Origin of the sequence: Tabrizicola oligotrophica, from assembly GCF_011008935.1 — a bacterium.
Lineage (GTDB): Bacteria > Pseudomonadota > Alphaproteobacteria > Rhodobacterales > Rhodobacteraceae > Tabrizicola_A > Tabrizicola_A oligotrophica.
Genome location: NZ_JAAIVJ010000013.1, coordinates 36,234 through 60,477, shown reverse-complemented (window position 1 = coordinate 60,477; position 24,244 = coordinate 36,234). Strand labels below are relative to the sequence as shown.

Below are 24,244 nucleotides of genomic sequence, written 5' to 3'. Positions count from 1 at the left end.
GCTTCTCCTCATCCGTCCAAAGTCGCTTCGTCCGACGCGCCACGCCATCACCATAGTGTCCACTATCGATGGTGGACACTATCCGCCTCTCTCACCACGCGGCAGGGCGGTCAGGCCGGACGCTTACACCTCAACGTTTGACGAGTCCCTCTGAAACCCAGGGGGCTTTTTGCGTTTCAGACCTTCAGCAGATCAAGCAGGGGATCAAAGGCGTACATCGCTGCGCGGCGGCCCGAGGCTCCTTCGATGGTGCGCAGAAGGCCAGCCTCGACCAGGCGTCGTGAGAGGGCGCGAGCGGAAGATGGCGGAATGCCCGAGCGTTCGACGAAGCGGTCGTTGCGGAAGATCGGGCTCGCGAAGACGAAGTCCAGCGCCTGATCATGGAACTGCGAGTTCAGCACTTCGCGGAACCGCTCCCGCATCTCGCCGTGAAGGTGGAAGATTGCGTCCGCGGTCTGGATGTTCACCGTGGCCTGCGCGTGCATCGCCTGGAGGAAGAACATCACCCAGCCAGTCCAATCGCCGGTGGCCGAGACCGCGCGCATCCGTTCGATGTACTCGTCCTTGTGGGCCTCGAAGTAACCTGAAACGAAAAAGTTCGGCTGATGCAGGACGCCAAGCTTCCACAGCATCAGGGTGATCAGCATGCGACCGATCCGGCCGTTGCCGTCTTCGAAAGGGTGCAGGGCCTCGAACTCTACATGCGCGATGGCGGTGCGGATCAGCGGCCGCATCGAGCTTTCGTTGATGTAGCGGACCAGTTCAGCCATCGCCGGGCCCAGTTGCTCTGGGGCGATCGGGACGTAGTAGATCTTTCCCCGCCGTTCGTCCCCGATGTAATTCTGTTCGACCTTATAGCTGCCGGGGCGCTTGCGGGCACCCCTGCCAAAGGACAGCAGCTGCTGGTGGGCAGTTCGGATCAGGTGCTCGCCAAGCGGTGCACCCTCGGCAAGGGCCTGCTGGGCATTCCGCAGCGCGCGGGAGTACAGGTAGGTCTCGACGTCGTCGTTGCGGGCTTCCCGGTAGGGATCGGAACTGCCTGCATCCTCTTCTGCTTCCAGTCGGTAGAGTTCCTCGATGGTCGAGATCGTCCCCTCCATCCGGGAGGAGGTGACCGCGTCCTGGCGGCGCAGGGGGGCGAGGAACAGCTCGCTGTTCACCATGCCCGACATCTTGGTATCGTACCGCGCAAGGGAGGCCGCAGCCTCTTCGAGTGGCCCGAGCAGCACTTCATAGTCGAGGGCAGATGGGGGAAAGGTACCGATATGATAGGTGACGGCATCTGTAAGATCGTAAGGTTTGGTGACCATATGTACGCCTATTCTGTCATCAACGCGATTTGACGACAACCTAGTCACACGAAGATCACTTGGCAACAGAATATGGGTCCATTCTGACATCAAGCAACGTATCCACCAGTAGTCTGTTATCAAACCAGATTGCCGACAGAGACTGGCTGTAAACTGCCATCAAGGCTCGATCCCTTGTCATTCGCCGCACATTTTGCGGAGAATGAATGATCCAATCTCCGCACGAACGTTGTGGCGACCTGTTTCCTGAGCGACCTGTAGGACAGCGTCAGGCCGCTCTGTGCATGTCAGGAACCCTCGGACAATTTCGATTCTTGTCCGAGGTTTTGAAACACCAACTCGCGCGCAGGACATCCGGCACATCTTTGCCGCTGGTCCAACAGCCGCCCGGCCATGGTCAGGATGGCGATCAACACTGCATCGGAATGCCGCGCCAGTAGGATCAGATGCTCTCCGCTCGGTCCGCGTTCGCCGGAAAGCCAGTACTTTGCGGTACGTTCGCTTGCCCCCGTCCAGCGCATCGCCGTCTTGATGGCTTGGTGCGTCGGACCCAACTCGTGACGCAGCGCATCGGCAATTGCCCTGCGATAGCGGGCCTGATCTGCCGCCAGGTGCACAGTTGTGCCCATTTTCGGCACAACTGTGCCCATCTTGATCCGCATCGGCCTGTCCCCCTCCGGTAAACCTGTGGAGAAGACATCAAAAGCGGCAGATTCCATTTTGCGCCCCAGACATCATCCCGGGTCCAACCAGACGGAGACGCCTGCATGAATTGATCGGGAGACGGGAATGGCAGGTCAGGGTCCGCCCTCTTTGAAAGGATCGGGCAATTCCCCGCCCATGCGCCGCGCAGTCGAATATGTCCGCATGTCGACCGATCACCAGAAATACTCGACCGAAAACCAGTCCGACGCGATCCGCAAATATGCGGAGGAGCGCGGTTTCAAATTGGTACGATCCTATGCCGATGCCGGGAAAAGCGGCCTCAGGATTGAGGGCCGCGAAGCCCTGCAGCAATTGATCCAGGATGTGCAGGATGGCACTGCCGACTTCGAGGTGATCCTGGTCTATGACGTCAGCCGATGGGGCCGGTTCCAGGATGCAGATGAGTCCGCCTATTACGAGTACATCTGCCGTCGCGCCAACAAGCAGGTCGAATACTGCGCAGAGCAATTCGAAAATGATGGCGGGCCGGTTGCCACCATCGTCAAAAGCGTCAAGCGCGCCATGGCTGGGGAATACAGCCGGGAACTGTCCCACAAGGTCTTCATCGGACAGTGCCGCCTGATCGAACGCGGCTACCGTCAGGGCGGCCCGGCAGGTTTTGGCCTTCGCCGTGTCCTGCTTGACGAACGTGGTGAGGTGAAGGCCGAGCTGAAGCGCGGCGAACACAAAAGCTTGCAGACCGATCGGGTGATCCTCGTGCCGGGTCCCGAGGCCGAGGTGAAAACCGTCCGCTGGATCTACAGCCGGTTCCTGAAACACGGACGTTCTGAAAGCGAAATCGCGGCCGAACTGAACGAGCGCGGAATCCTGACCGATCTCGGGCGCCTCTGGACCCGCGCCACCGTGCAGCAGATCCTGACCAACGAGAAATACATCGGCAACAACGTCTACAACCGGCGCTCCTTCAAGCTGAAACAAAAGCGGGTCGCCAATGGCCCGGAGATGTGGATCCGGTCGGAAGGGGCCTTCGAGGCCGTCGTCGAGCCGAAGCACTTTCAAAAGGTGCAGGCGATCATCGCCGCCCGCAACCGCCGGTTCTCGGACGAGGAGATGCTGGAGTGCCTGACGCGGCTCTTCCAGCGCCACGGCTACATATCCGGTCTGGTGATCGACGAAGCCGACGGAATGCCGTCAAGCAGCGCCTATGCCCACCGGTTCGGCAGCCTGATCCGGGCCTATTCCCTCGTCGGTTTCAGCCCCGACCGTGATTACCACTACATCGAAGTGAACCGCATGCTTCGGCTGTTCCACGGCGACGAGATGGAGCGCGTGATCCGGAAAGTCACCCGCCTTGGCGGTACCGTAGTGCGCAATCCGGCGACTGACCTGCTGACGATCAACGGTGAATTCACTGCCTCGGTCGTCGTCGCTCGCTGTCGCGAAACACCTTCTGGCGGCTTGCGCTGGAAAATCCGCTTCGACACCGGCCTCGCGCCTGACATCACCATCGCCATCCGGATGGACCGAACGAACACCGCCGCGCTCGATTTTTATCTGCTGCCCCAATTCGAGATGCGGACAAAACCCTTGGGGCTTGCCGAGGAGAATGGCCTGATGCTGGACGCTTTCCGATTTGAAACGCTGGACTTCTTCTTCGACATGGCCCGCCGCGTGCCGGTTTCCGAGGTGGCGCCATGGTGACCGAAGTCGAGATGCAGGACGAAGTGCAGATGATCCCGATTTCCGCCATCACCGTGGAAAACCCGCGTGAACGCTCGGAAAAGACCTTTCGCGCGCTGGTCGACAGCATCGGCAAGGTGGGGCTGAAAAAGCCGATCACCGTTGCCCGGATCGATGATGAGGCAGGGGGCTCATATCGGCTGGTCTGCGGTCAGGGACGGATGGAGGCGTATGTCGCCCTTGGGGAAACGCAGATCCCGGCCATCGTGGTGGACGCAAACGAGGTGGAACGGCTTCTGCGCAGCGTGATCGAGAATGTTGCCCGGCGGCAGCAGCGGCCGCTCGAGCTGTTGCAGGACATCGCCATCCTCCGCGACCGGGGATATTCGGACCATCAGATCGCCGACAAGACGGGGCTTTCCCTCGCCTATGTCCATGAAATCGGCGAGTTGATCGCCAATGGCGAGGAGCGCCTGCTGATCGCGGTCGAGACGGGGCATATGCCGCTCAGCGTTGCGCTCTACATCACGCGCGCCGAGGAGAAGGACGTGCAGAAGGCTCTCGAGGCCGCCTACGCTTCCGGCGAATTACGCGGCAAAAAGCTTCTGGAAGCGCGGCGGTTGGTCGAGTTGCGCCAGCGCCATGGCAAGCAGCGGGGTGGCGCACGCAATAAGCAGCCACGCGCGCGAATGACATCTGCCGCTCTGGTCAAAGCCTATCGCGCCGAGGCCGAGCGCCAGCAGGACATGGTCCGCAGGGCGCAATCGACGCGCGGCAGCCTGTTGTTCCTTGATGCGGCATTTCAGTCGCTGCTGAAGGACGAGAACTTTCTGACGCTGCTCCGTGCCGAGGGCCTCGATACCCTGCCGCGCATCATCATCGACGGGTTGAGGGAGCCAAGGGCATGACACATATGGAGAAAATGCCGATCCCGAAGAGCCCCGGGTTCGAGGCAAGCCTGCGCACGATCCAGATCGACGCGATCCTGCCGGTCAAGCAGCTGCCGACCACAGTGCCCAAGAGCCAGAAGTACGGGCAGATCGCTGCGTCGATCCGCGAAGTCGGACTGATCGAACCGCCGGTGGTTGCGCGCGCGGTGGGGCAAGACGGATCATTCATCCTTCTTGACGGCCATGTTCGTCTGCATGTGCTGAAGGAAATGGGCGAGACGACCGTCACCTGCCTGGTGGCGACCGACGACGAATCCTTCACCTACAACAAGCGCATCAGCCGCCTCGCCACGATCCAGGAGCACAAGATGATCCTGCGCGCGGTCGAGCGCGGCGTATCGGAGGCCCGCATCGCGGAAGCCTTGAATGTGAATATCGCCCTGATCCGGCAGAAGCGGACCTTGCTGAACGGCATCTGTCCCGAGGCGACCGAACTGCTGAAGGCTCGACATTGCCCGATCAACAGCTTTCGTGCTTTGCGCAAGATGAAGCCCTTGAGACAGATTCAGGCGGCGGAACTGATGATCGCCGCGAACAATTACACGGTGCCCTATGTCGAGGCGATCCTCGCAGCATCTGACGCCGCTGACCTGGTTGACCCGGCTGCAAAGAAGACACCTGCAGGCGTGACACGCGAACAAGCCGAGCGGATGAAGGCCGAAATGGCCAACCTTCAGAAGAACATCAAGCTGATCGAAGGCACCCTTGGACCCGATCACCTCCGTCTCGTGGTGGCAGGCCGATTTATCGAGCGGCTCCTGCAGAATGACCGCCTCGCCCGCTACCTCTACAAGAACCACGGCGAAATCCTCGGCGAGTTTCGGCAGATCGTCGCGGGCCTGGCGCCGCCTGCACCCACGACGGAAGCGCGAAGCAGCGAGGCCGAATAATTCGCCGACTGCTTTTCTGGCGATGATGGGGACCCGGACCCGAAAGCGCGGGGACCGCGGGAGACGCCGGACGGTGGGTCGGATCAAGCGCGGGGTGGGGATGGCGGCGAACCCGCTCGGAGCCCGCCACGGTCGGCCGACATATTGCCGACCCCACAGGTGTTCGGCGAGGCGGGATACCTGTGATGTTTGGCGGGCGCGCTGACGTTCGGCTGGATGCAGGATGCCAGCCGAAGGGAGCGGCGCGTCCGCGTGTCAGGCCAGGGGCGAATCGCAAATGGGTAACGCGCCGTGCATGGCTGCAAAAGGCTAGGCGGCTGATTGCTTTCACCCACATGACTGCGACCCAAGCCTTCTAACGAGTTGTGGGTGATGGCGATGCGATGCGGCCAGTGGTCGGATGCTATGCTCAGGTCGCCTGGGGTATGAAGTGGCCGGATGTCTCGATCACGGGGTATCTTGAGAATGCGCTGCGCCGTGGGCATTTCCCTGATCCCCCAACCACTTGGCCAGGCGCACGACAGCGCTCCGCGAGAGCGTCCCATCGACGAAAGTTGCAAAATATCCGCGTTGTGAGTGGACTTCCTCTTTGCTGACCCGCACCAGCGCGCCGGTTTGCAAGAAGGCATCGAGAAGGCCGGACCAACACAGCGCAATGCCTTGACCGGCCAGCGCCGCGCTGACCAGCAAGCTGTAATCATCGAAATCAATGGCGTTCAACTTGCGCGGCGCGTCGACCCCCAAGGCGTGAAACCAGGACTGCCAGTCGTATCGCTGCTCCGGCGTGGCTGACAACTGCAAGAGCCGGGACTTGGCCAACTGGTTCAAAGCCAGCGGTCTTTCCTGAGCCTCAAGAAAGAAGGGGCTGCAGACAGCGTAAACCTGCTCGTCGAGAATACGGATCGCTTCGACCCCGGACCATTTGCCATCACCGAACCGCACATGAACGTCCGCCTCGGGCATGGCTCCGGCCTGATCCCCGGTGACGAGCCTCAGATCATAGTCGGGAAAGGTTGCCGCGAGTTCCGACAGGCGCGGGACGAGCCAATAGCTCAGAAAGCCGGGAGCGGCGGCAATGGTCAGGCGCCGTTCGCTGCGCTGCCTGCGGATGTCGATGACCGTGGCTTCGAGACGGCTCAGGCCCGAGCGCAGCACATCGAAAAGACCTTGCCCTTCGACCGTCAGGCGCAGGGGTTTGCTCTCTCGGCTGAAGAGGAGGACGCCAAGATCGGCCTCCAGTGCCGCGACGCGACGGCTGATGGCGGGCTGCGAGACGTTCAGGTCGCGTGCCGCACGGGTGAAGGAGCCATGACGCGCCGCCGCGTCGAAGGCCAACAAATCGCCAAAGGGCGGAAGGATCGCAGTCATCATAACTCCAGCGTATGATTGTATTCCATTTTCGGAGCTGTCGCATGGCAGTATGGCGCTGCTAATCCCTTGCAGCAAGAGACGAATTTCTGGGAGGAACAGATGCTCATGCAGCAGATCAATCGGGAGCCGCAGGATACGTTGCCGCACCGGCTTCAACCGCTTTTGGCCCCGCGCTCGGTGGCGCTTGTCGGGGCCTCGCGCAAGCGCAACAGCGTTGGCAACGACATGATGCGCAACCTGATCCCTTCGGGCTATCCCGGCGCGATCTATCCTGTGAACCCGTCCTACGACCAGCTCTATGGTCACGCCTGCTATCCCAGCCTGTCGGCTCTGCCCGAAGCTGTCGATCTGGCGGTGCTGTCGGTGCCGAACCGCGTGCTGGAGCGGGTGGTGGATGAGGCTCTCGCGGTGGGGGTCAAGGCGCTGGTGATCTTCGCCAGTGCCGAGTTGGAGGGTGATACGGACAGCTTGCTGCGGGATCGCATCGCGGCCAAGGCGCGGGCGGCGGGAATTCCGGTCTGCGGGGCGAACTGCATGGGGTTTTTCAACCCCGAACATCCGTTGCGCGCCTTTTCGGCGTTTCACCCCGACCCTATCGAGCTGGGTGGGCTGACCTATATCGCGCAATCAGGTTCCCTCCTGCAGGCGCTGCTGTTCAACGACGAGCGGTTGAAGTTCAACCTCGCCGTTTCGACCGGGCAGGAACTGGTGACCAGCGCCGCAGATTTCATGGATTACGCGCTGGATCAGCCTTCGACCCGGGTGATTGCGCTGGTGCTGGAGACGATCCGCGATCCGCAAGCCTTTATCGCGGCGCTGGAAAAGGCGCGGGCGCGGGCGGTTCCGGTGATCGTGCTGAAACTTGGTCGCACCGAGGCCGGGGCGCATTTTGCGCTCAGCCATACCGGGGCAATCGCGGGCAATGCCGAGGTCTATGAGGCGCTGTTCCGCCGCCATGGCGTGATTTCTGTCCGCGATCTGAACGAGCTTGCGGCGACGGCGATCCTGCTTGGCACGGCACGGCGGGCGGCCCCCGGCGGGCTGGCCGCGATCCTCGATTCCGGGGGGGAACGTGAGCTTATCGTCGACTGCGCCTCCGATCTTGGTGTGCCCTTTGCCTCGATCAGTGCCGAGACGACCGAGGTGCTGCAAAAGACGCTCGATTCTGGGCTGACGCCGGTGAACCCGGTCGATGCCTGGGGCACGGGGAAGGATTTCGAGATGGTGTTTGAAACCTGCCTCACCGCGCTGATGCAGGATGCCGACACCGCGATCGGCATGTTCGTGGCCGATCTGTCGGAAGAACTGGACCTGCATGCAGGCTATGTCGATGTCTGTCAGGCCGTGGCGCGGGCGACGGACAAGCCCTTGGTCGTGATGACCAACTACAGCGCCTGGAGCCACCGCAAACATGCGGTGCGCCTGGCGCGCTCGGGTGTGGCCGTGCTGGATGGCACGGCGGCCTCGCTGCGCGCGGTGCGTCACGCGCTGGAGTATCGTGATTTCCTCGCCCGCCCGGCGGCCAAAGCGCAACTGGCGGAAAACCCGCGGGCCAGCCATTGGCGCGCTGTGCTGGCCAACCGCATCACCCCGCTGACCGAGGATGAGGGCTATGCGCTTTTGTCCGACTATGGCATCGCCGTGCCGCAACACCGCATCGTCGAGAGCCGCGTGGCGGCGCGAGAGGCGGGGCTGGAACTGGGCTTCCCGCTGGTGGCCAAGACCGCCGCACCGGGCATCCTGCACAAGAGCGATATCGGTGGCGTAAAGCTGGGGCTGAAGGACGAAGCGGCGCTTCTTGCGGCATACGACGATCTGGCCACCCGGCTTGGCCCCCGCGTGCTGCTCAGTGCCATGGCCTCGGGGCAGGTCGAGATGGCCTTCGGGCTGGTGCGTGATCCGCAATTCGGCAGTTTCGTCATGGTGGCCTTTGGCGGCATCTGGATCGAGGTGCTGAAAGACAGCCAATTGGCCATGGTTCCCGTCGACAGCGACGTGGCCGCACGCCGCATCGCCGACTTGAAGATGGCGCGCGTGTTGGACGGTCTGCGCGGCGCAGCGCCCTGCGACCGCGCGGCGCTGATCGACACCTATGTCCGGCTTGGCGCGCTGGCCGCCGATCTGGGCGATCTCATTGCTGAACTCGACATGAATCCGGTTCTGGTCGGTCCGGGTGGCGTTGTCGCCGTTGACAGTTTGATCGTCCCGGTCGCCGCCCATGAAAGGAGCGCCACCCATGACTGATATCCTTTACCGCCGCACCGGGCCCATCGGCGAGATCACGCTGAACCGGCCGGGCAAGCTGAATGCAATCACCGCCGACATGGTGGTCTCCCTGCATGGCGCGCTGGATTTGGCCGAGGCCGATCCCGAGGTTCGGGTGATCCTGCTGCGGGGCGAGGGCAAGGCGTTTTCGTCCGGCTTCGATCTGGGCGAGATGGAGCCGAACCCCGCGCCAGACGTGATGCGCGCCGTGCTTCAGGCCGATTTCGACATCATCATGCGCTTCTGGAACAGCCCCAAGCCGACGATTTCGGCGGTGCAGGGCTATGTTCTGGGCGGTGGTTTCGAACTGGCAATGGCCTGCGACGTGACCCTGGCAGCGGAAACCGCGATCTTTGGCGAACCCGAGCCGAAATTCGGCTCTGGCATCGTGGCGCTGCTTCTGCCGTGGATCACCGGGCCGAAACAGGCCAAGGAGATGCTGCTGTTCGGCAATGACCGCATTCCCGCCGCGCGCGCCCTGGCCATGGGGCTGGTCAACGCGGTGGTGCCCGCGGAGGAGCTTCGGACCGAAGCCCATGATATGGCCCGCCGTGCGGCCCTTCTGGACGGCAACGCCGTGCGCCTGACCAAGCTTGCCATCAACCGCAGCTATGGTGCCATGGGTCTGGAAGGTGCCCTGCGGCAAGCGCTGGATCTGGATGTCGAGATCGAGACGACCGACACCGAGGAATCCCGCACGTTCAAGCGCATCCTGACCGAAGAGGGCGTCAAGCCCGCCATTGCTTGGCGCGAAGCGCGCTTCGCCGCCGAAACCGTCTGAAAAACCGGAGATATCATGAGTTTTCAAGCCCTCGTCGTCCGCAAGGCGGACGACCGCATTACGCAGTCATTCGAGACGCTGGATGACAACCTGCTGCCCCCCGGCGAAGTGACGGTGGATGTCGAATATTCGACCGTGAACTACAAGGACGGGCTTTGCCTGACCGGACAAGGCGGGCTGGTTCGCCAATATCCGCATGTCCCCGGCATTGATCTGGCGGGGCGGGTGGTGGCATCGGAAAGTGCCGCGTTCCAGCCGGGCGACCGGGTGATCCTGACGGGCTGGCGGGTCGGCGAGGTGCGTTGGGGCGGCTATGCCACCCGCACCCGTGCCGATGCAGCCCAACTGGTGCATCTGCCAGCCGCCATGACCACTCGGCAGGCCATGGCGATCGGAACGGCCGGGTTGACGGCGATGCTTGCCATCATGGCGCTGGAGGCGCAGGGTCTTGCGCCGGGGCAGGGCGAGGTTCTGGTGACGGGGGCTTCGGGCGGCGTGGGGTCAGTCGCCGTCGCCCTGCTGGATGCCTTGGGCTATCCGGTGGCCGCCGTTACCGGGCGCCCGGAACATGGCGACTATCTGCGCCGCTTGGGCGCCAAAACCCTGATCGACCGCAGCGAACTGGCCGAAACCGTCAAGCGGCCTTTGGAGGGCGAGCGGTGGGCAGGCTGTGTCGATGCGGTGGGCGGCGCGATGCTTGCGCGTGTGCTGGGGCAGATGAAATACGGTGCCTCGGTCGCTGCCGTTGGTCTGGCTGGTGGGGCGACGCTGCCTGCGACGGTCATTCCCTTCCTCTTGCGGGGGGTCAACCTGCTGGGCATCGACTCGGTTCTGCAACCGCTTGATCGCCGCCGTGCAGCCTGGTCGCGGCTTGCGGAAACCCTACCCATGGCCCTGTTGGAAAGCATGATCGAAGAGGTCGCGCTGGCCGATGTCGTCCCGGTGGGCGAGGCGATCCTGAAGGGCGGCGTCAAGGGCCGGACCGTGGTTCGCGTTGCGGAATGAAAAAAGCCGGGCCCTGAGGCCCGGCAGCCCAATGGGCCCAGGGAGGTTCAGTCCCGCCAGCTCGGATCAGTCAGATCCAGCTGGCGCTTGAGGTATTCAAAATGCTCGAAAGCCATGCCGCGATAGGCCTTCCAGCCCTCGGCGGTCTTTTCGGCAACCTCAGGCGACAGGATGTTCAGGGGCTGGCCACTGGCATAGGCCAGCATCATGGTCTGGGCGGCCTTCTCGAGGAAATAGAGCTTCTCGAAGGCCTCTGGCACGGTTTCGGCACTGACCGAGACGCCATGATTGCCCATCATCAGGCAGGAGTGGTTGCCCAACGCTGCGGCGAGCCTTTCACCTTCCTCGGCCTCATCAGCGATCCCGCCGAAGCCTGCGTCAATGGCAAGGTCGCCATAGAAGCGCGCCGTGTTGTTGTCCAACGGCTTCAGCGACGGATCCTTCAGGGTCGAAAGAGCTGTGGCATAGGGCGTATGGGCATGGATCAGCACCCGCACCTGTGGGCAGCGGCGGTGGATGGTACCATGCACCGTCCATGCCGAGGCGTCAGGAGCGTTGGCGCGGTCCATCACGTCGGGGTCGTCGGCGTCCAGCAAAAGCAGGTCGCTGGCCCGGATTGACCCGAAATGCTTCCATTTCGGGTTCATCAGGAAACGCTTGCCGTCGGAGGAAACCGCCGCGCTGAAGTGATTGCCGACCGATTCATGCCAGTTCATCGCCGCGCAGATCCGGAAGGCAGCGGCGAGGTCAAGGCGCAGGTTCCAAAGCCCCACACCTTCCAGAGTCCTCCCGAGGGGACGTTCCATCATTTGAACCTGCCTTCGCTGACCAAGGCGCGATAGGTCGAGCGCATCTCGGCCCGGTCAGCATAGCAACCGCGCAGATAGCGGCTGCCGCTGGTGGCGGAATAGGCGGCGCGGCCATGCACGATGCGGTGGTTGTCGAAGACGATGCACTCGCTAGCCTGAAGGGTGAAACGCATGATGTATTTGTCGCTTTGCAGCAGTTTACCGAAGCGGCAGAAGGCGGGGTAGTAATCGTCCAGCACCTCTTGGGGCAGGTCGATCAGGTCCAGCATGTGCTGGCTGATCGTCAGGCCCGACACTTCGCCGTGCTGATCCAGCTCGATCACCCGCTGATAGCTGCGCATGTCATAGGTCTCATGCTCGCAGAAGAACGGCACGTCGATGGTGGACAGCAGGCGGAAGCCTTCCGGGTAGATCTGGCGGAAGTCATTGGCCGCCGCCACGCCATCGCCGAACAGGTTGCGCCCACCCTCGACCGTATTGGCGCGCATGTGAAGGAACTGGACGCCGGGGGCATGCTCTTCCGCCGGGGTGTCGGTATGCAGTTCCAGAGCGGCCGAGGTGTAGGCGGTGTTGGTCGGGTTGATATGGGTGCGGACGTCGAAATAATCGCCGAAGAAGGTCGGACGAACCTGACCCATCACATTGACCAGATCGGTGAGCGCCTCGTTCGTGTCCGGCATTCCGGTAACGATGGACACGCCCTCGACGATTATCGCTTCAATCCAGGCCTGTGCCTTGGCCTTGTCCGACAGCAGATCGGCATGCGTGAAGCGCGCCACGCTGTCGTAATGGTCGCCGTACCAGGCCCGGCGGGGCAGGTCGGCGGGATCGGCGCGCCGCTTGCCTTCGGCATAGCTCTCGAGCCAGGCCAGCGGCATGCGGGTGCTGTGCGCTTCATGCGCCCAGTCGATCACCAGCGCATCGCCATCAAGGCGCGCAGATCTGGCAACGGGGGCTTCGGCCAGATGGAAGATGTCGAAGCTGCGCTCGCGTGTTGTGGCGCTGAAAGAACTGGGGCAATTGTCCCGCAGCCAGTAGTAGTTGAAATAACCTGCTTTGCCTGAGGGAAGCTGCAGGCGCAGTCCCTTGTCTTGCAGGATAACTGCTGTATCAACTGCGATGTTCATGGCTCATTTTTCCTTGTTTTGGCGGAATCGCTCACTGTTTCCCCTCCCCCTGAAGCCAGAATAGAAGCTGGAAACTGCAAGCGGAACGCCGTAAAAACTACAGATGACATAACCTGTGGATTATGATGACGCCTGCTCGCCTTCCGCCTTTGCGCCTCTTTTCGGTTTTTGAGGCCGTGCATCGCACCGGCAGTCTCCAGCGGGCGGCTGCGGAGATGAACGTCAGCCAACCGGCGATCAGTCAGGCAATCAAGGCGTTGGAAACCCACATCGGAGCGCAACTTCTGGACCGCAGCACGCGCCCGCCGAGCCTGACCGAGGCTGGGCGCCTTCTGCATCGCGCTGTGACCGAGGGGCTGGGGCGGCTTGGCGATGCCATCGCGCAGATTCAGGCCCTGCAGCGGGTGGCACCGGGTTCGGTCACCGTGGCCTGTTCTGTGGGCACCGCGACCTATTGGTTGATGCCAAGGCTGATCGGCTTTTACGCCGACCACCCAAGCCTGTCGGTCAATGTCAAGACAACGGCGCAGGGGGCACCTGCCCTGACGCCGGGGGTCGACCTGGCGATCCGATATGGCCTCGGCGACTGGGCGGATGGTCTGGTGATAAAGCTTTTCGAGGAAAGCGTCGTGCCGGTTGGTCATCCCACGCTTGCCCGCCGCATTGCAGATGAGGGTCTTGAACTGGCCGATATGCCCCTGCTGCATGTCCATGCAGGCGAGGATAACTGGCTGAGCTGGGGCGAGTACCTGAAGAACGCAAGGCTGACGGCACCGGCGTCCTCCGGTTTGCGTTTCACCAATTATGTACAGGCGACGCAGGCGGCATTGGCGGGACTGGGTGTGATGCTCGGCTGGTCATCGAACACGGCCGATCTCTTGGCAAATGGCAGCCTTGTCGCCCTGCCTTTTCCCCGCCTGCAACCACGCGAAGCCTTCTACATGGTGATCTCGGTGGAGCGCGACCATCACACAGCTGTCCGGCAGTTGGCCGACTGGCTCAGAGCCCCTGCCTGAGTTCCTCTACCACGTCCGGCCCCAAAGTCACCGAGACCTGCGCGAGGATCAAGCCCACGGCCTCATCGCGCGTGATCGGTTCATCCACCGCCTTGCGCAACCACAGGCCATCGATCATCACGCCGATCATGAGGATCAAGGGACGGGCCCGCTCTTGGCTCACCTTGCCACGCAGGGCAGAGGCGACATTCGACGCGAGGCGCCGATTGTAAGTGCGCTGAAGTCGCGCATATTCCGGATTGGCCCCACCAGCCGAACAAACCGAAACCCAGGCGCTTGCCTGCGCTCGGTGATAGGCCCTTTCGGGGAAGTTGCCCTCGATGATCGCAAGCAACCTGTCCCATCCGGTGCGGGCTTGGCGCAAACGGGCAACGATTTCCTCCATCAGGATGCGGTTGTTGTAGCGCACCATTTCGAAGAGCACATGCTCCTTGCCGCGGAAGTAGTAGGCGAGGATGCCGGGTGACATTCCGGCTTCCGCACAGATTCGCGCGGTTGTCAGCCCAGCCATGCCGTGAGCGAGGAAGACACGATGCGCAGCTTGGATCAGTTCCTCGCGGCGAATGTCTTCGATTCTGGTTTTTTTCCGAGGCTTTGTCATGAGGATCACCCTACCCGAACAAAATATTAAATGCTCATATAATTTTTTGTTTGACTCGAAAGTGTCGAATGCGCAAGCTTCATCCCAACGGTCGCCAAGAGGAGAGGGTGCCCGAACATCCTGAAATCGACGGCTGAGGCCGTAACAGTTGAGGAATGCCTTGATGAGCGCAACAATGCTTGCCGCCGTGCTGGTTCAGTATGGAAAACCGCTGGAGATTCAGGAGGTTCCGCGTCCGGTGCCTGGACCGGGCAAGATTCTGATCAAGCTGGAGACCAGCGGTGTATGCCATACCGACGTGCACATCTGGACCGGTGACGTACGCCCGTCGGATGATCCGATCCCCTTTGTTCTCGGGCACGAGGGTGTTGGTCATGTGGTCGAAATCGGGCCTGGCGTGACCGACTGGAAGATCGGCGACCGCGCTGGCGCGGCGTGGATTCACGACAGCTGCGGCACCTGCGCCGAATGCCTCGCGGGTTTCGAGAATTTCTGTCAGGTGCACCGGGCCCACGGCCTGCAAGTGCCGGGGACCTTCGCGGAATATGTCGTTGCGGATGCCCGTTTCGCCGCCCGGGTTCCGGGTGGGGATGCCGCGGCGCTGGCCCCCTTGATGTGTGCCGGGCTGACGGCCTACGGCGCGCTGGACCGGGCCGACCTCCAATCCGGGGAATGCTGCGCCATCTTCGGCTGTGGCGGCCTTGGTCAATATGCCGTCCAACTGGCCGAACGCCGTGGGGCAAAGGTCATCGCCATCGACCGTGATCCGATCAAGCGCGAACAATCTGCCCGCAATGGCGCGGCAATTGTCCTCGATGGCGGGAATGTCGACGCCATCGAAGCCGAGCGCGGCAGTGCCCATGTCTGCGTCAACTTTGCCCCCACCCCAGCGACGTGGGAACCCATGGTGACGATGATCCGCCCGCGGGGGCGGATCATCTCGGCGGCAATGGTTTCCAAACCGGTGCCGCTCAACCAGGAGTGGTTGACGGCCTCGGGCGTGAATATCACCGGCACTTCGGTGGGCACGCGCAAGCAAATGGATGCGCTGATGAAACTGCAGGCCGAAAGGCCGCTGATGGCGACCGTTACCGAAATTCCGCTCTCCGAGGCAACGCGCGCGCTGCGCGAGCTCCACGAAGGAACCGCGCCCGGCCGCTACTGCATCCGCTTCTGAACAATCGGACGCCCGGTCAACGGGCGCCACCAACCTCAAAGGGAGATTCGAATGACACGCTTGACTTCACTTCCGACCACCACCGGCCGCGCGCTGCTGGCGGGCATTGCCGTGCTCTCTGCTTTGCCCTCGCAAGCAGCAGAGCTCGGGGCTGCAGATGAAACGATTCAGATGGCCATGCTGGAATGGACGGGAAACAATATCTCGACCCAGATTGCTGGCCGGATTCTGGAAAAGGCAGGCTACAAGGTTGAATACGTGACTGCGGGCAACTTTCCGCAATTCTCGGGCCTGTCGGACGGCACGCTGGATGCGTCGGTCGAGATCTGGATGATGAACGTTGGAGACGTTTACCCCAAGGCGCTCGAATCCGGCCTGATCGAGAATATCGGCACCCTCGGCCTGCGCTCGCGCGAAGGGTGGATCTACACCAAGGCCACGGCCGAGGCCTGCCCCGGTCTGCCCGACTGGCATGCCCTGATGGAGCCAGCCTGCGTTGCCGCGCTGGCGACGCCGGACACCCTGCCCAATGGGCGGTTCCTTGACTATCCGGCGGATTGGGGCGCGCGTTCGGCCAATATGCTGGCAGACAATGCAATGCCCTACACAGCCATTCCGGCGGGCTCGGAGGGCGCCATGGTGGCTGAACTGCGTGCAGCGGCGGCGGGCAACACGCCACTCCTGATGACATTCTGGGAGCCGCACTTCGTTCTGGCCGATGTTGAAGTTGGTTGGGTCGATATGCCGCCATGCGACCAGGCCAACCTTGAACGGTGCATCGTGCCGCCGCCGGTGGATAAGGTCGTCTGGGCAGGCATGAAGGACAAATGGCCAGCGGCCTACGGCATTCTCACGGATTTCCGCATGGATACCGACCAGCAGCAACAAATGATGTTGGCCGTCTCGGAAAAGGGAGAATCGCTTCAGGCGGTAGCGGACAAATGGATTGCCGAGAACGAGGCTGTCTGGCGTCCATGGGTCGACGCCAACGTGAAGTGACTTTCGATGAAAGCATTGAGGGATGGCTCATGTGCCATCCCTTTTTCAACTTCTGCGGGAAAATGACATGCCTGAAACTGACCAGAACTCGATAGACCGGCACCGCAACGTGAAGCTTCAATGCCGAAACGTCTGGAAAGTCTACGGCCCGCGCCCCGACTACTATTTTGACGCTAAAGGCTACCGGATCGAGCCGGAACTGCTCGCCGCACGGCTGACAGCCGAAGGCCATCTTCCCGCACTGATCGACGCCAGCTTCGATGTGCATGAAGGCGAGATATTCGTGATCATGGGCCTTTCAGGCTCGGGCAAGTCTACACTCGTGCGCTGCCTCTCGCGTCTGATCGACGCAAACCACGGCACGATCCAACTGGATGGGCAAGACTTGCTTGCCGCGACACCGCGCGAGTTGATCGAAATTCGCCGCCACAAGATGGGTATGGTCTTTCAGAGCTTCGGCCTGTTGCCGCATTTGACGGTTCTGGAAAACACCGCATTTCCGCTGAAACTTCAGGGCATGGGCCTTGCCGAGCGGGAAGCCCGCGCAAGAGAGATGATCCGGCTGGTTGGCCTCGACGGTCGTGAGGCGTCCTACCCGAGTCAACTTTCCGGTGGTCAGCAGCAACGTGTGGGCATTGCGCGCAGTCTTGCAGTCGGGCCGGACCTCTGGTTTCTCGACGAACCGTTTTCAGCGTTGGATCCCCTGATCCGCCGTCAGATGCAGGATGAATTCCTGCGCCTTCAGGATCAACTGAAGAAGACCATCGTCTTCATCACGCATGATATCATGGAAGCCTGTCGCCTGGCGGATCGCATTGCACTGATGCGAAATGGCCGGATCATCCAGATTGGCACGCCAGCAGAGATTCTCCTCTCTCCCGCCGACGAATACGTCGCCGAATTCACAGCCGAAGTGGCGTTGGCGCGTGTGATCCGTGCGGGCGATCTTGCGGTTGCCGCCCCCATGAGCGAGGCGACGGCTGAAATCTCGGCAGACCAGCCACTTGAGGCCCTGATGTCAAAGATTGGCGCCGGGCATCGCCATTTCCGCGTTCTCCCGGCCGGACGATACCCCGGTGGCTATGTCGCGGCTGACCGCATTCTCGCCGTCCTGGGGCATGAGGCTGCCACGCTGGCAGAGGTGGGTTGAGATGGCTTCCCCCTTGTTCCGCTGGCTTCTGCTTTTCCTGTTCTGTCTGGCTCTTGTGCTCGCAAGCCCATTCTTGCCCTGGCTTGCAGCCTTTCCGCAGGGCTGGACCCTGCCTTTGGCAGATGTGCTGAACACGTGGGCATTGCCGGTTTTCGATATCCTGCAGGGGCCGGGGCGGGCGCTGGCGGCGGGGTTGGACCTGCCATTGCGGGGTTTGCGTGCTGCGCTGGAATGGCTTCCGTGGCCCGCACTCGCCGGAATCGTTGTGCTTCTGGCCCTCAGGGCCTCTGGCTGGCAACTTGCCGTCGTGGCCATCATCGCGCAGGCAGGAATCGTGGCTGGAGGCTATTGGCCGCAAGCCATGAACACCCTTGCCATCGTGCTGATGTCGCTTCCCCCCGCAGTGCTGATCGGCTTCGCCCTTGGTGCCGCAGCCCATCGCTGGCCGCGGATCGAGCCTGCGACAGTTGCTGCGCTTGATGTCATGCAGACGCTCCCGGCCTTCGCCTATCTGATCCCGCTCCTGATTCTGTTCGGTTTTGGCCCCGCGCCGGGACTGGTTGCAGGTGTGGTCTTTGCCGTCCCACCGATGGTCCGCAATACGATCCTTGGTTTGGCCCGTGTGCCCGCCGAAGTTGTTGAAGCGGCCCAGATGTGCGGGGCGACGAGCGGGCAACTCTTCTGGCTGGCCAAAGTACCGGCAGCGCGCAGTCAGTTGCTGGTGGGCGTGAACCAGACTGTCATGGCATCCCTGAGCATGGTCATTATCGTGGCGGTCATCGGCGGGTTCAACGACATCGGCTGGGAGGTACTTTCAGCCATGCGCGGCGCTGAATTGGGGCGCAGCCTGATGTCGGGTCTGGTGATCGTGGCCATGGCCATCCTGCTCGACCGGATCACGCTCGGCTTTGCCAGCCCGGGCAGAACCACGATCCTGGGGCAGAAGAAGTTCCGGATCGCCTTTGGCGCGTTCGTCATAGCAGGTGTTGTGACAAGGTTGATCCTGCCGGAAGTCACATTCCTGCCCGACGCCTTGGGGCGCAATCTTGCCAGAAGCATCGACGCAACGCTGATGGATTTCGTGGTTGCGACCGGACCGTTCTTTGCGGCCCTGCGGGACGGTCTGAACTATGGGTTGATGCTGCCGCTGCGGATCGGCCTGTTGGGCGCTGCGACACCGACGGTCTGGGGCTTTACCCTGATGCCGTGGATGATTGCAGCCTATGCAATCGTCTTTGCAGGGGGCGCTTTCATCCTGTGGCGGCGAACCCCCACGCTGGCCATTGCGATCCTTTTCGTTGGCCTTGCTCTGGCGACGGGAATCACACGGTTCCCTTGGCCGGGCGTTGTTGCCATGGCCCTGGTCGCCGCATGGGCTTCAGGCGGCCCGCGTCTTTTTGCCATGACTTCGGGTGCGCTGGGATTGATCATCTTCGGGGGGCTTTGGGCCGCCTTCACCCAATCGGCCTATCTGACCGCGCTCGCCGTCGTGCTCTGCGTGCTGATCGGTGGCGCGCTCGGCCTCTTGGCGGCCGAGAATGATCGTGCTTCGGCCATTCTGCGGCCCATCAACGACGCGCTGCAGACCATGCCGCAATTCGTCTTCCTGATCCCGGCGCTGATGCTTTTCCGGGTCGGAGAATTCACCGCGCTCATCGCCATCATGCTTTACGCCATCGTCCCGCCGATGCGCTATGTCGAGCATGGGCTGCGCAATGTCTCGCCCGCTCTGGTCGAGGCGGCGGTGCAGATGGGGGCCACGCGCAGCCAGTTGCTGTGGCAGGTGAAGCTGCCTCTGGCCCGCCCGGTGATCCGGCTTGGCATCAACCAGACCATCATGGCGGCGATCTCGATGCTGGTAATCGCGGCTTTGGTTGGCACCCGAGACCTTGGCCAGCAAGTTTTCATCGCGCTTGGCAAGGCGGATCTGGGGCTGGGGCTGGTCGCAGGCTTTGCCATCGCCCTTCTGGCCCTGATCGCCGACCGCCTGCTTCGGGATTGAACGAGGACACTATGCAACATCTGAACCACTTCTACATCGACGGCCAATGGGTGTCTCCTTCGGCCGATCATGATACGATGCCGGTCGAAAACCCTGCGACGGGGGAGGTGATCGGTCACCTTGCCTTGGGACGTGCAGTGGATGCGGACCGCGCCGTTCGGGCGGCCCGCGGGGCCTTCGCGCGCGGGGCCCTGCCCTTGGCTGACCGGATTGCGCTTCTGGAGGCGGTGATTGCTGAATATGACCGTCGCGCGGATGACATCGCCGCCGCCATCACCCTGGAAATGGGCGCTCCTCCGGCCTTCTCGCGTGAGGCGCAGACCTGGGCTGGCAAGGTGCATCTGGAAAGCACTTTGGCCGCCGCCAAGACCTTCACTTGGGAAGACCGGCAGGGCAGCACGGTCCTGATCCGCGAAGGCATCGGCGTTTGCGCGCTGATCACCCCATGGAACTGGCCGATGAACCAGATCGCCTGCAAGGTTGCGCCTGCCTTGGTTTCGGGCTGCACCATGGTGCTGAAGCCTTCCGAACTCGCGCCCCTCTCGGCGGTGATCTTTGCCGAAATCTGTCATGCGGTAGGTGTGCCGAACGGGGTATTCAACCTGATCCATGGCACCGGCCCCGAAGTTGGGGCCGCCCTTTCCGCCCACCCGCAGGTTGATATGGTCAGCTTTACCGGCTCAACCCGCGCGGGGGTGGCGGTGGCTTTGGCGGCGGCGCCGGGGGTGAAGCGGGTGGCGCAGGAGTTGGGTGGGAAGTCGGCCAATATCATCCTGCCTTCCGCCGATCTGGATGCGGCGGTGTCGGCAGGCGTGGCGGGATGCTTCGGCAACGCCGGGCAAAGCTGCGATGCCCCGACGCGGATGTTCGTCCCGCGCGCTCAGATGCCTCAGGCGTTGGAAATTGCGCGTGTTGCGGCAGTGGCGATCCAACCCGCCGAACTTGGCCCGGTGATCAGCCATGCCCAGTGGCAGCGCATCCAGTCGATGATCGAAAAGGGGGTTTCCGAAGGTGCAACCCTTGTGGCCGGTGGCCCGGGCCTGCCCGATGGCGTTGCGCGCGGCCACTATGTGCGCCCGACCGTTTTTGGCGACGTGACCCCGGATATGACCATCGCGCGGGAAGAGATCTTCGGGCCGGTCCTCGCCATTCTGCCCTATGATACGGTCGACGAAGCGGTCTCGATGGCCAATGACAGCCCCTATGGTCTGGCCGCCTATGTGCAAGGTGCCGCTGACGAAGCGCTGGCCGTGGGCAAACGGCTGCAGGCCGGGCAGGTGCATCTGAACTACCCGGATTGGGACACCTTCGCGCCCTTCGGCGGCTACAAGCAGTCAGGCAACGGGCGTGAATATGGTGCCTATGGCATCCATGATTTCTGTGAGGTCAAGGCGCTGATCGGAACAGCCTAACCTCTTGTGATACAACGAAAGCCCAGATGGCCCGTCGATGTCAGCGGGTCCTGGGCGTGGCGGGCGGCGGGGCGATAGCGGCGGCAATGATCCTCGGCGCAGAGGTAAGAGCCGCCCTTCATCACCCGGGCTGCATTCCGGGCTTCGGGTGAACAACAGCCCCTGCCACCCTTCCAAAGCGTCACCGTCCATTCCCAGACGTTGCCGATCATGTCAAAAAGTCCAAAGCCATTGGGCGGAAACTGCCCGACCGGCGTGGTGCGGACGCGCTCCTCGCCGAAGGGGAAGGCGCCTTGCCAGTGGTTGGCCATCGCGCGGCCCCCGGGGCGCAGTTCGTCACCCCATGCAAAAAAGGCACCCTCAAGCCCGCCGCGCGCGGCATATTCCCATTCGGCCTCGGTCGGCAGGGATTTCCTCGCCCAATCCGCATAGGCCATGGCGTCGGATAGCGCGACATGGACCACCGGATGATCCATACGCCCTTCGATTGAGGAACCCGGGCCTTCGGGGGAATGCCAGAAGGCACCTAGGCGAAATTGCCACCAGGGGAGGGCCGGAGCACCCGGTGGACTGGGGGAAAAGACCGCCGAGCCCGGCAGCAGAAGCGCGGGGTCCGCGTCGGGGAAATCCTCGATCTTCGGGCTGATCTCTGCCTCGGTCATATGGCCGGTCTCGGCGACGAAGGCTGCAAAATCGGCGTTGGTCACTGGAAAGCGGTCGATGGCGAAGGGGCCGACCTCAGCGCTGCGGACCGGGGCCTCCTCGGGGTAGCCGATATCGGACCCCATCAGGAAGGCTCCTCCCGGAAGGCGCACCATGTCACTCATGCCCGCCCCGGAGTGACCGTCAGCCGCAGGAGCCTGCCGCCACTTGCGGGAACAGGCGCCTCGTCATCAATTGCGGGGGCGCCGACGAAGGTTTCGGGATTCATGGGCGAGGGAAATTTGTCGGCAACAGCCCGGGCAACCTCGACCCCGTCGCAGGTCATCACAACCTCCGATGGCCGTGCAGGGCCGAACTTGACGCCGATCCGGTGAATGCCGGGTGCCAGTTTGGCTGTCGCCAGAGTCACGCGGTCTTCGGGCCTTCCCGTGGGGTTCAGCGTGAAGACCGCCGCACCCTTTACCACCATATCGGCCCCGCCAAAGCGGCTGCCGGAATGGAGGATCGGGAAGGTCGCATCTTGGGCGGTGATCTCGACAAGCGCCTCGGCCTGCCAGCCCGGCAACATCTCGGGGAAGGCCGCGTTGCGATAGCGCGTCTCGCCCGGGGGATAGGCGCGCGGGCCCTCTCCGGTCAGGGGGCGGGGGCGGAAGTCATGGTTGAGGCGCGCCACCTGATCATTGGCGATGGGATACAGGCCATAGCGCAGGGCGCATTCCTCAAACCGCGCCCGAAGGGCCGCCAACCGCTCGGGGTGGTCCGGCGCGATGTCGGTCGATTGCGACCAGTCCCGCGTCAGGTCGTACAGCCCCCAGTCATAGGTCAACGGCGTCAGGCCCGAGGTGTCGCCGAAGGGCGGCCGTTCGGGGATGGTCGAAGCCATCCAGCCGCGCTGGTAGAGGCCGCGATTGCCCAGCATCTCGAAATACTGTTCGTCATGGGCCTCGGCGGCGGTGGGATGGGCGAAACTGTAGGCCAGGGAGGTGCCTTCGATCGGCTGCTGGTCATGGCCATCCACGGCCTTGGGCAGATCAAGCCCGATGAGCTCCAGGATCGTCGGCACGATGTCGATGACATGGCCGAACTGGCCCCTCACCTCGCCGCGTGCCGCGATGCCCTTGGGCCAGGACACGACGAGGCCGTTGCGGATGCCGCCCAGATGCGAGGCGATCTGCTTGCTTTCGGCCAAGGGCGTGTTCATCGCCCAGCCCCAACCCGGGTGATAGGTGCCGTGATAGTCCCGTCCACCGACCAGATCGCGTTTCGGGATCATCTGCTCGGGCGTCTCGGTAACGACGCCGTAAAGGTCGTAATTCGTGTTGCCGTGCTGGTATTCCTGACAAGCGCCATTGTCGCCCTGAACGAAGAAGATCAGCGTGTTCTCAAGCCGCCCATCCTCGTCGAGCGCGGCCAGAATACGCCCGAACTGGTGGTCGCAATGTGCCAGCTGGGCGGCCGCGGCCTCCATCTGGCGGGCATGGAAGGCGCGGGCCTCAGGGGAAAGGCTGTCCCAGGCGGGCAGATAGGCCGGGCGCGGGGTCAGGACGGCGTGATCGGGCAGGAGGCCCATGGCCTTTTGCCGTGCAAAGATCTCTTCCCGTGCGGCGTCCCATCCTTGATCAAATGCGCCTTCGAAGCGGGCCAGCCAATCCGGCGGGGCCTGGTGCGGCTCGTGCAGCGTGCCGGGGGCGAGATAGGCGAAGAACGGGTGGTCGGGACGCATGGCGCGCTGAACGCGGCTCCAGTGGATCAGCCGGTCAGCCAGATCGCGGTCAAGGTGATAATCCGGGTAGCGGGCCGGGCGGATCGGGTTCAGGTTCTCGACCAGCGCCGGACTGAACTGGTCGGTCTGCGCCGCGTTGAAGCCGTAGAAATAGTTGAACCCGAGGCCCAGTGGCCAGCGGTCGTAGGGCCCCAGAGGCCCCGCCTCCCACTCCGGCGTGTTGTGGTTCTTGCCGAACATTGCCGTGTCATAGCCCGCATCGCGCAAAAGCCGCGCCACCGAGGCCGCAGATTTCGGCAGGATGGACGTATAGCCTGGGGCATCGACAGAGTAATTGCTGATCGCGCCAAACCCCACGGAGTGATGGTTGCGCCCGGTCAGAAGCGCCGCCCGGGTCGGAGAGCACATGGCCGTCGTATGGAAGGCGTTGTAGCGCAGGCCTCGTGAGGCGGCGGCATCCAGATGCGGCGTCGGGATCAGGCCGCCAAAGGTTGAACAGGCGCCAAAGCCCACATCGTCGGTCAGCACCAGAAGGATATTGGGCGCCCCCTCGGCCGGGCGTGCGCTCGGTGGATAATGCTGCCATTCCTGATCATTCGCCATCGCCATCTCCTGTCGTTGAGCCAGACTAGCGATTTCAGAATTCT

20 protein-coding genes are annotated in these 24,244 nt (G+C 62.7%); 12 read left to right on the top strand and 8 right to left on the bottom strand.

The genetic code is table 11. The features are described from left to right. Positions 1-176 precede the first annotated feature (176 nt). Positions 177-1,310: a Fic family protein gene (locus G4Z14_RS16100; RefSeq protein ID WP_164627565.1), complete on the bottom strand. Its 1,134-nt coding sequence runs from the start codon at positions 1,308-1,310 to the stop codon at positions 177-179. A 287-nt stretch (positions 1,311-1,597) separates the two neighbouring features. After that, entirely contained in the window at positions 1,598-2,029 is a 432-nt protein-coding gene (locus tag G4Z14_RS16095) for an XRE family transcriptional regulator (protein WP_227751803.1), read from the bottom strand. A gap of 121 nt (positions 2,030-2,150) precedes the next feature. Here G4Z14_RS16095 and G4Z14_RS16090 point away from each other — a divergent pair, with 121 nt between their 5' ends. Genes G4Z14_RS16090 through G4Z14_RS16080 form a run of 3 tightly spaced genes read left to right on the top strand, consistent with a single transcriptional unit; the run spans position 2,151 to position 5,496 of the window. Further along, complete coding sequence (locus G4Z14_RS16090) at positions 2,151-3,677, top strand: recombinase family protein (RefSeq protein WP_164627564.1); 1,527 nt, start codon at positions 2,151-2,153, stop codon at positions 3,675-3,677. Beyond that, positions 3,671-4,564, top strand: coding sequence for a ParB/RepB/Spo0J family partition protein (locus G4Z14_RS16085; RefSeq protein ID WP_227751802.1), 894 nt, complete (start codon positions 3,671-3,673; stop codon positions 4,562-4,564). Before G4Z14_RS16090 ends, G4Z14_RS16085 begins: the two co-directional genes overlap by 7 nt. Then, positions 4,561-5,496, top strand: a complete 936-nt coding sequence (locus G4Z14_RS16080; RefSeq protein WP_164627562.1) for a plasmid partitioning protein RepB C-terminal domain-containing protein — start codon at positions 4,561-4,563, stop codon at positions 5,494-5,496. The genes G4Z14_RS16085 and G4Z14_RS16080 overlap by 4 nt, the downstream gene beginning before the upstream one ends. A 447-nt stretch (positions 5,497-5,943) precedes the next feature. Here G4Z14_RS16080 and G4Z14_RS16075 read toward each other — a convergent pair whose 3' ends face one another. Next, a complete protein-coding gene (locus G4Z14_RS16075; RefSeq protein ID WP_164627560.1) occupies positions 5,944-6,864 on the bottom strand; it encodes a LysR substrate-binding domain-containing protein in 921 nt (306 codons plus the stop codon). 108 nt (positions 6,865-6,972) lie between these two features. Here G4Z14_RS16075 and G4Z14_RS16070 point away from each other — a divergent pair, with 108 nt between their 5' ends. The 3 genes from G4Z14_RS16070 to G4Z14_RS16060 are packed head-to-tail and all read left to right on the top strand — an operon-like array spanning position 6,973 to position 10,918. After that, the gene (locus G4Z14_RS16070; protein ID WP_164627559.1) at positions 6,973-9,111 is read left to right on the top strand and encodes an acetate--CoA ligase family protein; all 2,139 of its coding nucleotides are present in this window, start codon (positions 6,973-6,975) and stop codon (positions 9,109-9,111) included. After that, positions 9,104-9,913, top strand: a complete 810-nt coding sequence (locus G4Z14_RS16065; protein ID WP_164627557.1) for an enoyl-CoA hydratase/isomerase family protein — start codon at positions 9,104-9,106, stop codon at positions 9,911-9,913. Before G4Z14_RS16070 ends, G4Z14_RS16065 begins: the two co-directional genes overlap by 8 nt. Positions 9,914-9,928: 15 nt before the next feature. Next, positions 9,929-10,918 carry an MDR family oxidoreductase gene (locus tag G4Z14_RS16060; RefSeq protein ID WP_164627555.1) on the top strand — a complete coding sequence of 330 codons (990 nt, stop codon included), beginning with the start codon at positions 9,929-9,931 and terminating at the stop codon, positions 10,916-10,918. 47 nt (positions 10,919-10,965) lie between these two features. On the opposite strand, the gene G4Z14_RS16055 is transcribed toward G4Z14_RS16060, so the two are convergent. Beyond that, positions 10,966-11,727, bottom strand: a complete 762-nt coding sequence (locus G4Z14_RS16055; RefSeq protein ID WP_164627553.1) for a class II aldolase/adducin family protein — start codon at positions 11,725-11,727, stop codon at positions 10,966-10,968. After that, the gene (locus tag G4Z14_RS16050; RefSeq protein WP_164627551.1) at positions 11,724-12,854 is read right to left on the bottom strand and encodes a TauD/TfdA family dioxygenase; all 1,131 of its coding nucleotides are present in this window, start codon (positions 12,852-12,854) and stop codon (positions 11,724-11,726) included. The genes G4Z14_RS16055 and G4Z14_RS16050 overlap by 4 nt, the downstream gene beginning before the upstream one ends. A gap of 122 nt (positions 12,855-12,976) precedes the next feature. Here G4Z14_RS16050 and G4Z14_RS16045 point away from each other — a divergent pair, with 122 nt between their 5' ends. Next, a complete protein-coding gene (locus G4Z14_RS16045) occupies positions 12,977-13,870 on the top strand; it encodes a LysR substrate-binding domain-containing protein (RefSeq protein WP_321573062.1) in 894 nt (297 codons plus the stop codon). On the opposite strand, the gene betI is transcribed toward G4Z14_RS16045, so the two are convergent. After that, positions 13,854-14,471: a transcriptional regulator BetI gene (betI, locus tag G4Z14_RS16040; RefSeq protein WP_164627547.1), complete on the bottom strand. Its 618-nt coding sequence runs from the start codon at positions 14,469-14,471 to the stop codon at positions 13,854-13,856. The genes G4Z14_RS16045 and betI overlap by 17 nt on opposite strands. Positions 14,472-14,646: 175 nt before the next feature. Here betI and G4Z14_RS16035 point away from each other — a divergent pair, with 175 nt between their 5' ends. The 5 genes from G4Z14_RS16035 (at position 14,647) to G4Z14_RS16015 (ending at position 21,211) form a co-directional block, all read left to right on the top strand. Then, positions 14,647-15,648: an alcohol dehydrogenase catalytic domain-containing protein gene (locus G4Z14_RS16035; RefSeq protein WP_227751800.1), complete on the top strand. Its 1,002-nt coding sequence runs from the start codon at positions 14,647-14,649 to the stop codon at positions 15,646-15,648. 51 nt (positions 15,649-15,699) lie between these two features. Continuing rightward, positions 15,700-16,647: an ABC transporter substrate-binding protein gene (locus G4Z14_RS16030; RefSeq protein ID WP_164627545.1), complete on the top strand. Its 948-nt coding sequence runs from the start codon at positions 15,700-15,702 to the stop codon at positions 16,645-16,647. A 67-nt stretch (positions 16,648-16,714) separates the two neighbouring features. Then, positions 16,715-17,797 carry a quaternary amine ABC transporter ATP-binding protein gene (locus G4Z14_RS16025; RefSeq protein WP_164627544.1) on the top strand — a complete coding sequence of 361 codons (1,083 nt, stop codon included), beginning with the start codon at positions 16,715-16,717 and terminating at the stop codon, positions 17,795-17,797. Between the two features lie 73 nt (positions 17,798-17,870). Next, complete coding sequence (locus tag G4Z14_RS16020; RefSeq protein WP_164627542.1) at positions 17,871-19,799, top strand: ABC transporter permease; 1,929 nt, start codon at positions 17,871-17,873, stop codon at positions 19,797-19,799. A gap of 11 nt (positions 19,800-19,810) precedes the next feature. Beyond that, positions 19,811-21,211: an aldehyde dehydrogenase family protein gene (locus tag G4Z14_RS16015; protein WP_164627540.1), complete on the top strand. Its 1,401-nt coding sequence runs from the start codon at positions 19,811-19,813 to the stop codon at positions 21,209-21,211. Here G4Z14_RS16015 and G4Z14_RS16010 read toward each other — a convergent pair. Then, complete coding sequence (locus G4Z14_RS16010) at positions 21,208-22,038, bottom strand: formylglycine-generating enzyme family protein (protein ID WP_164627538.1); 831 nt, start codon at positions 22,036-22,038, stop codon at positions 21,208-21,210. The genes G4Z14_RS16015 and G4Z14_RS16010 overlap by 4 nt on opposite strands. After that, positions 22,035-24,200, bottom strand: coding sequence for an arylsulfatase (locus G4Z14_RS16005; protein ID WP_164627535.1), 2,166 nt, complete (start codon positions 24,198-24,200; stop codon positions 22,035-22,037). Before G4Z14_RS16005 ends, G4Z14_RS16010 begins: the two co-directional genes overlap by 4 nt. Positions 24,201-24,244: the final 44 nt, after the last annotated feature.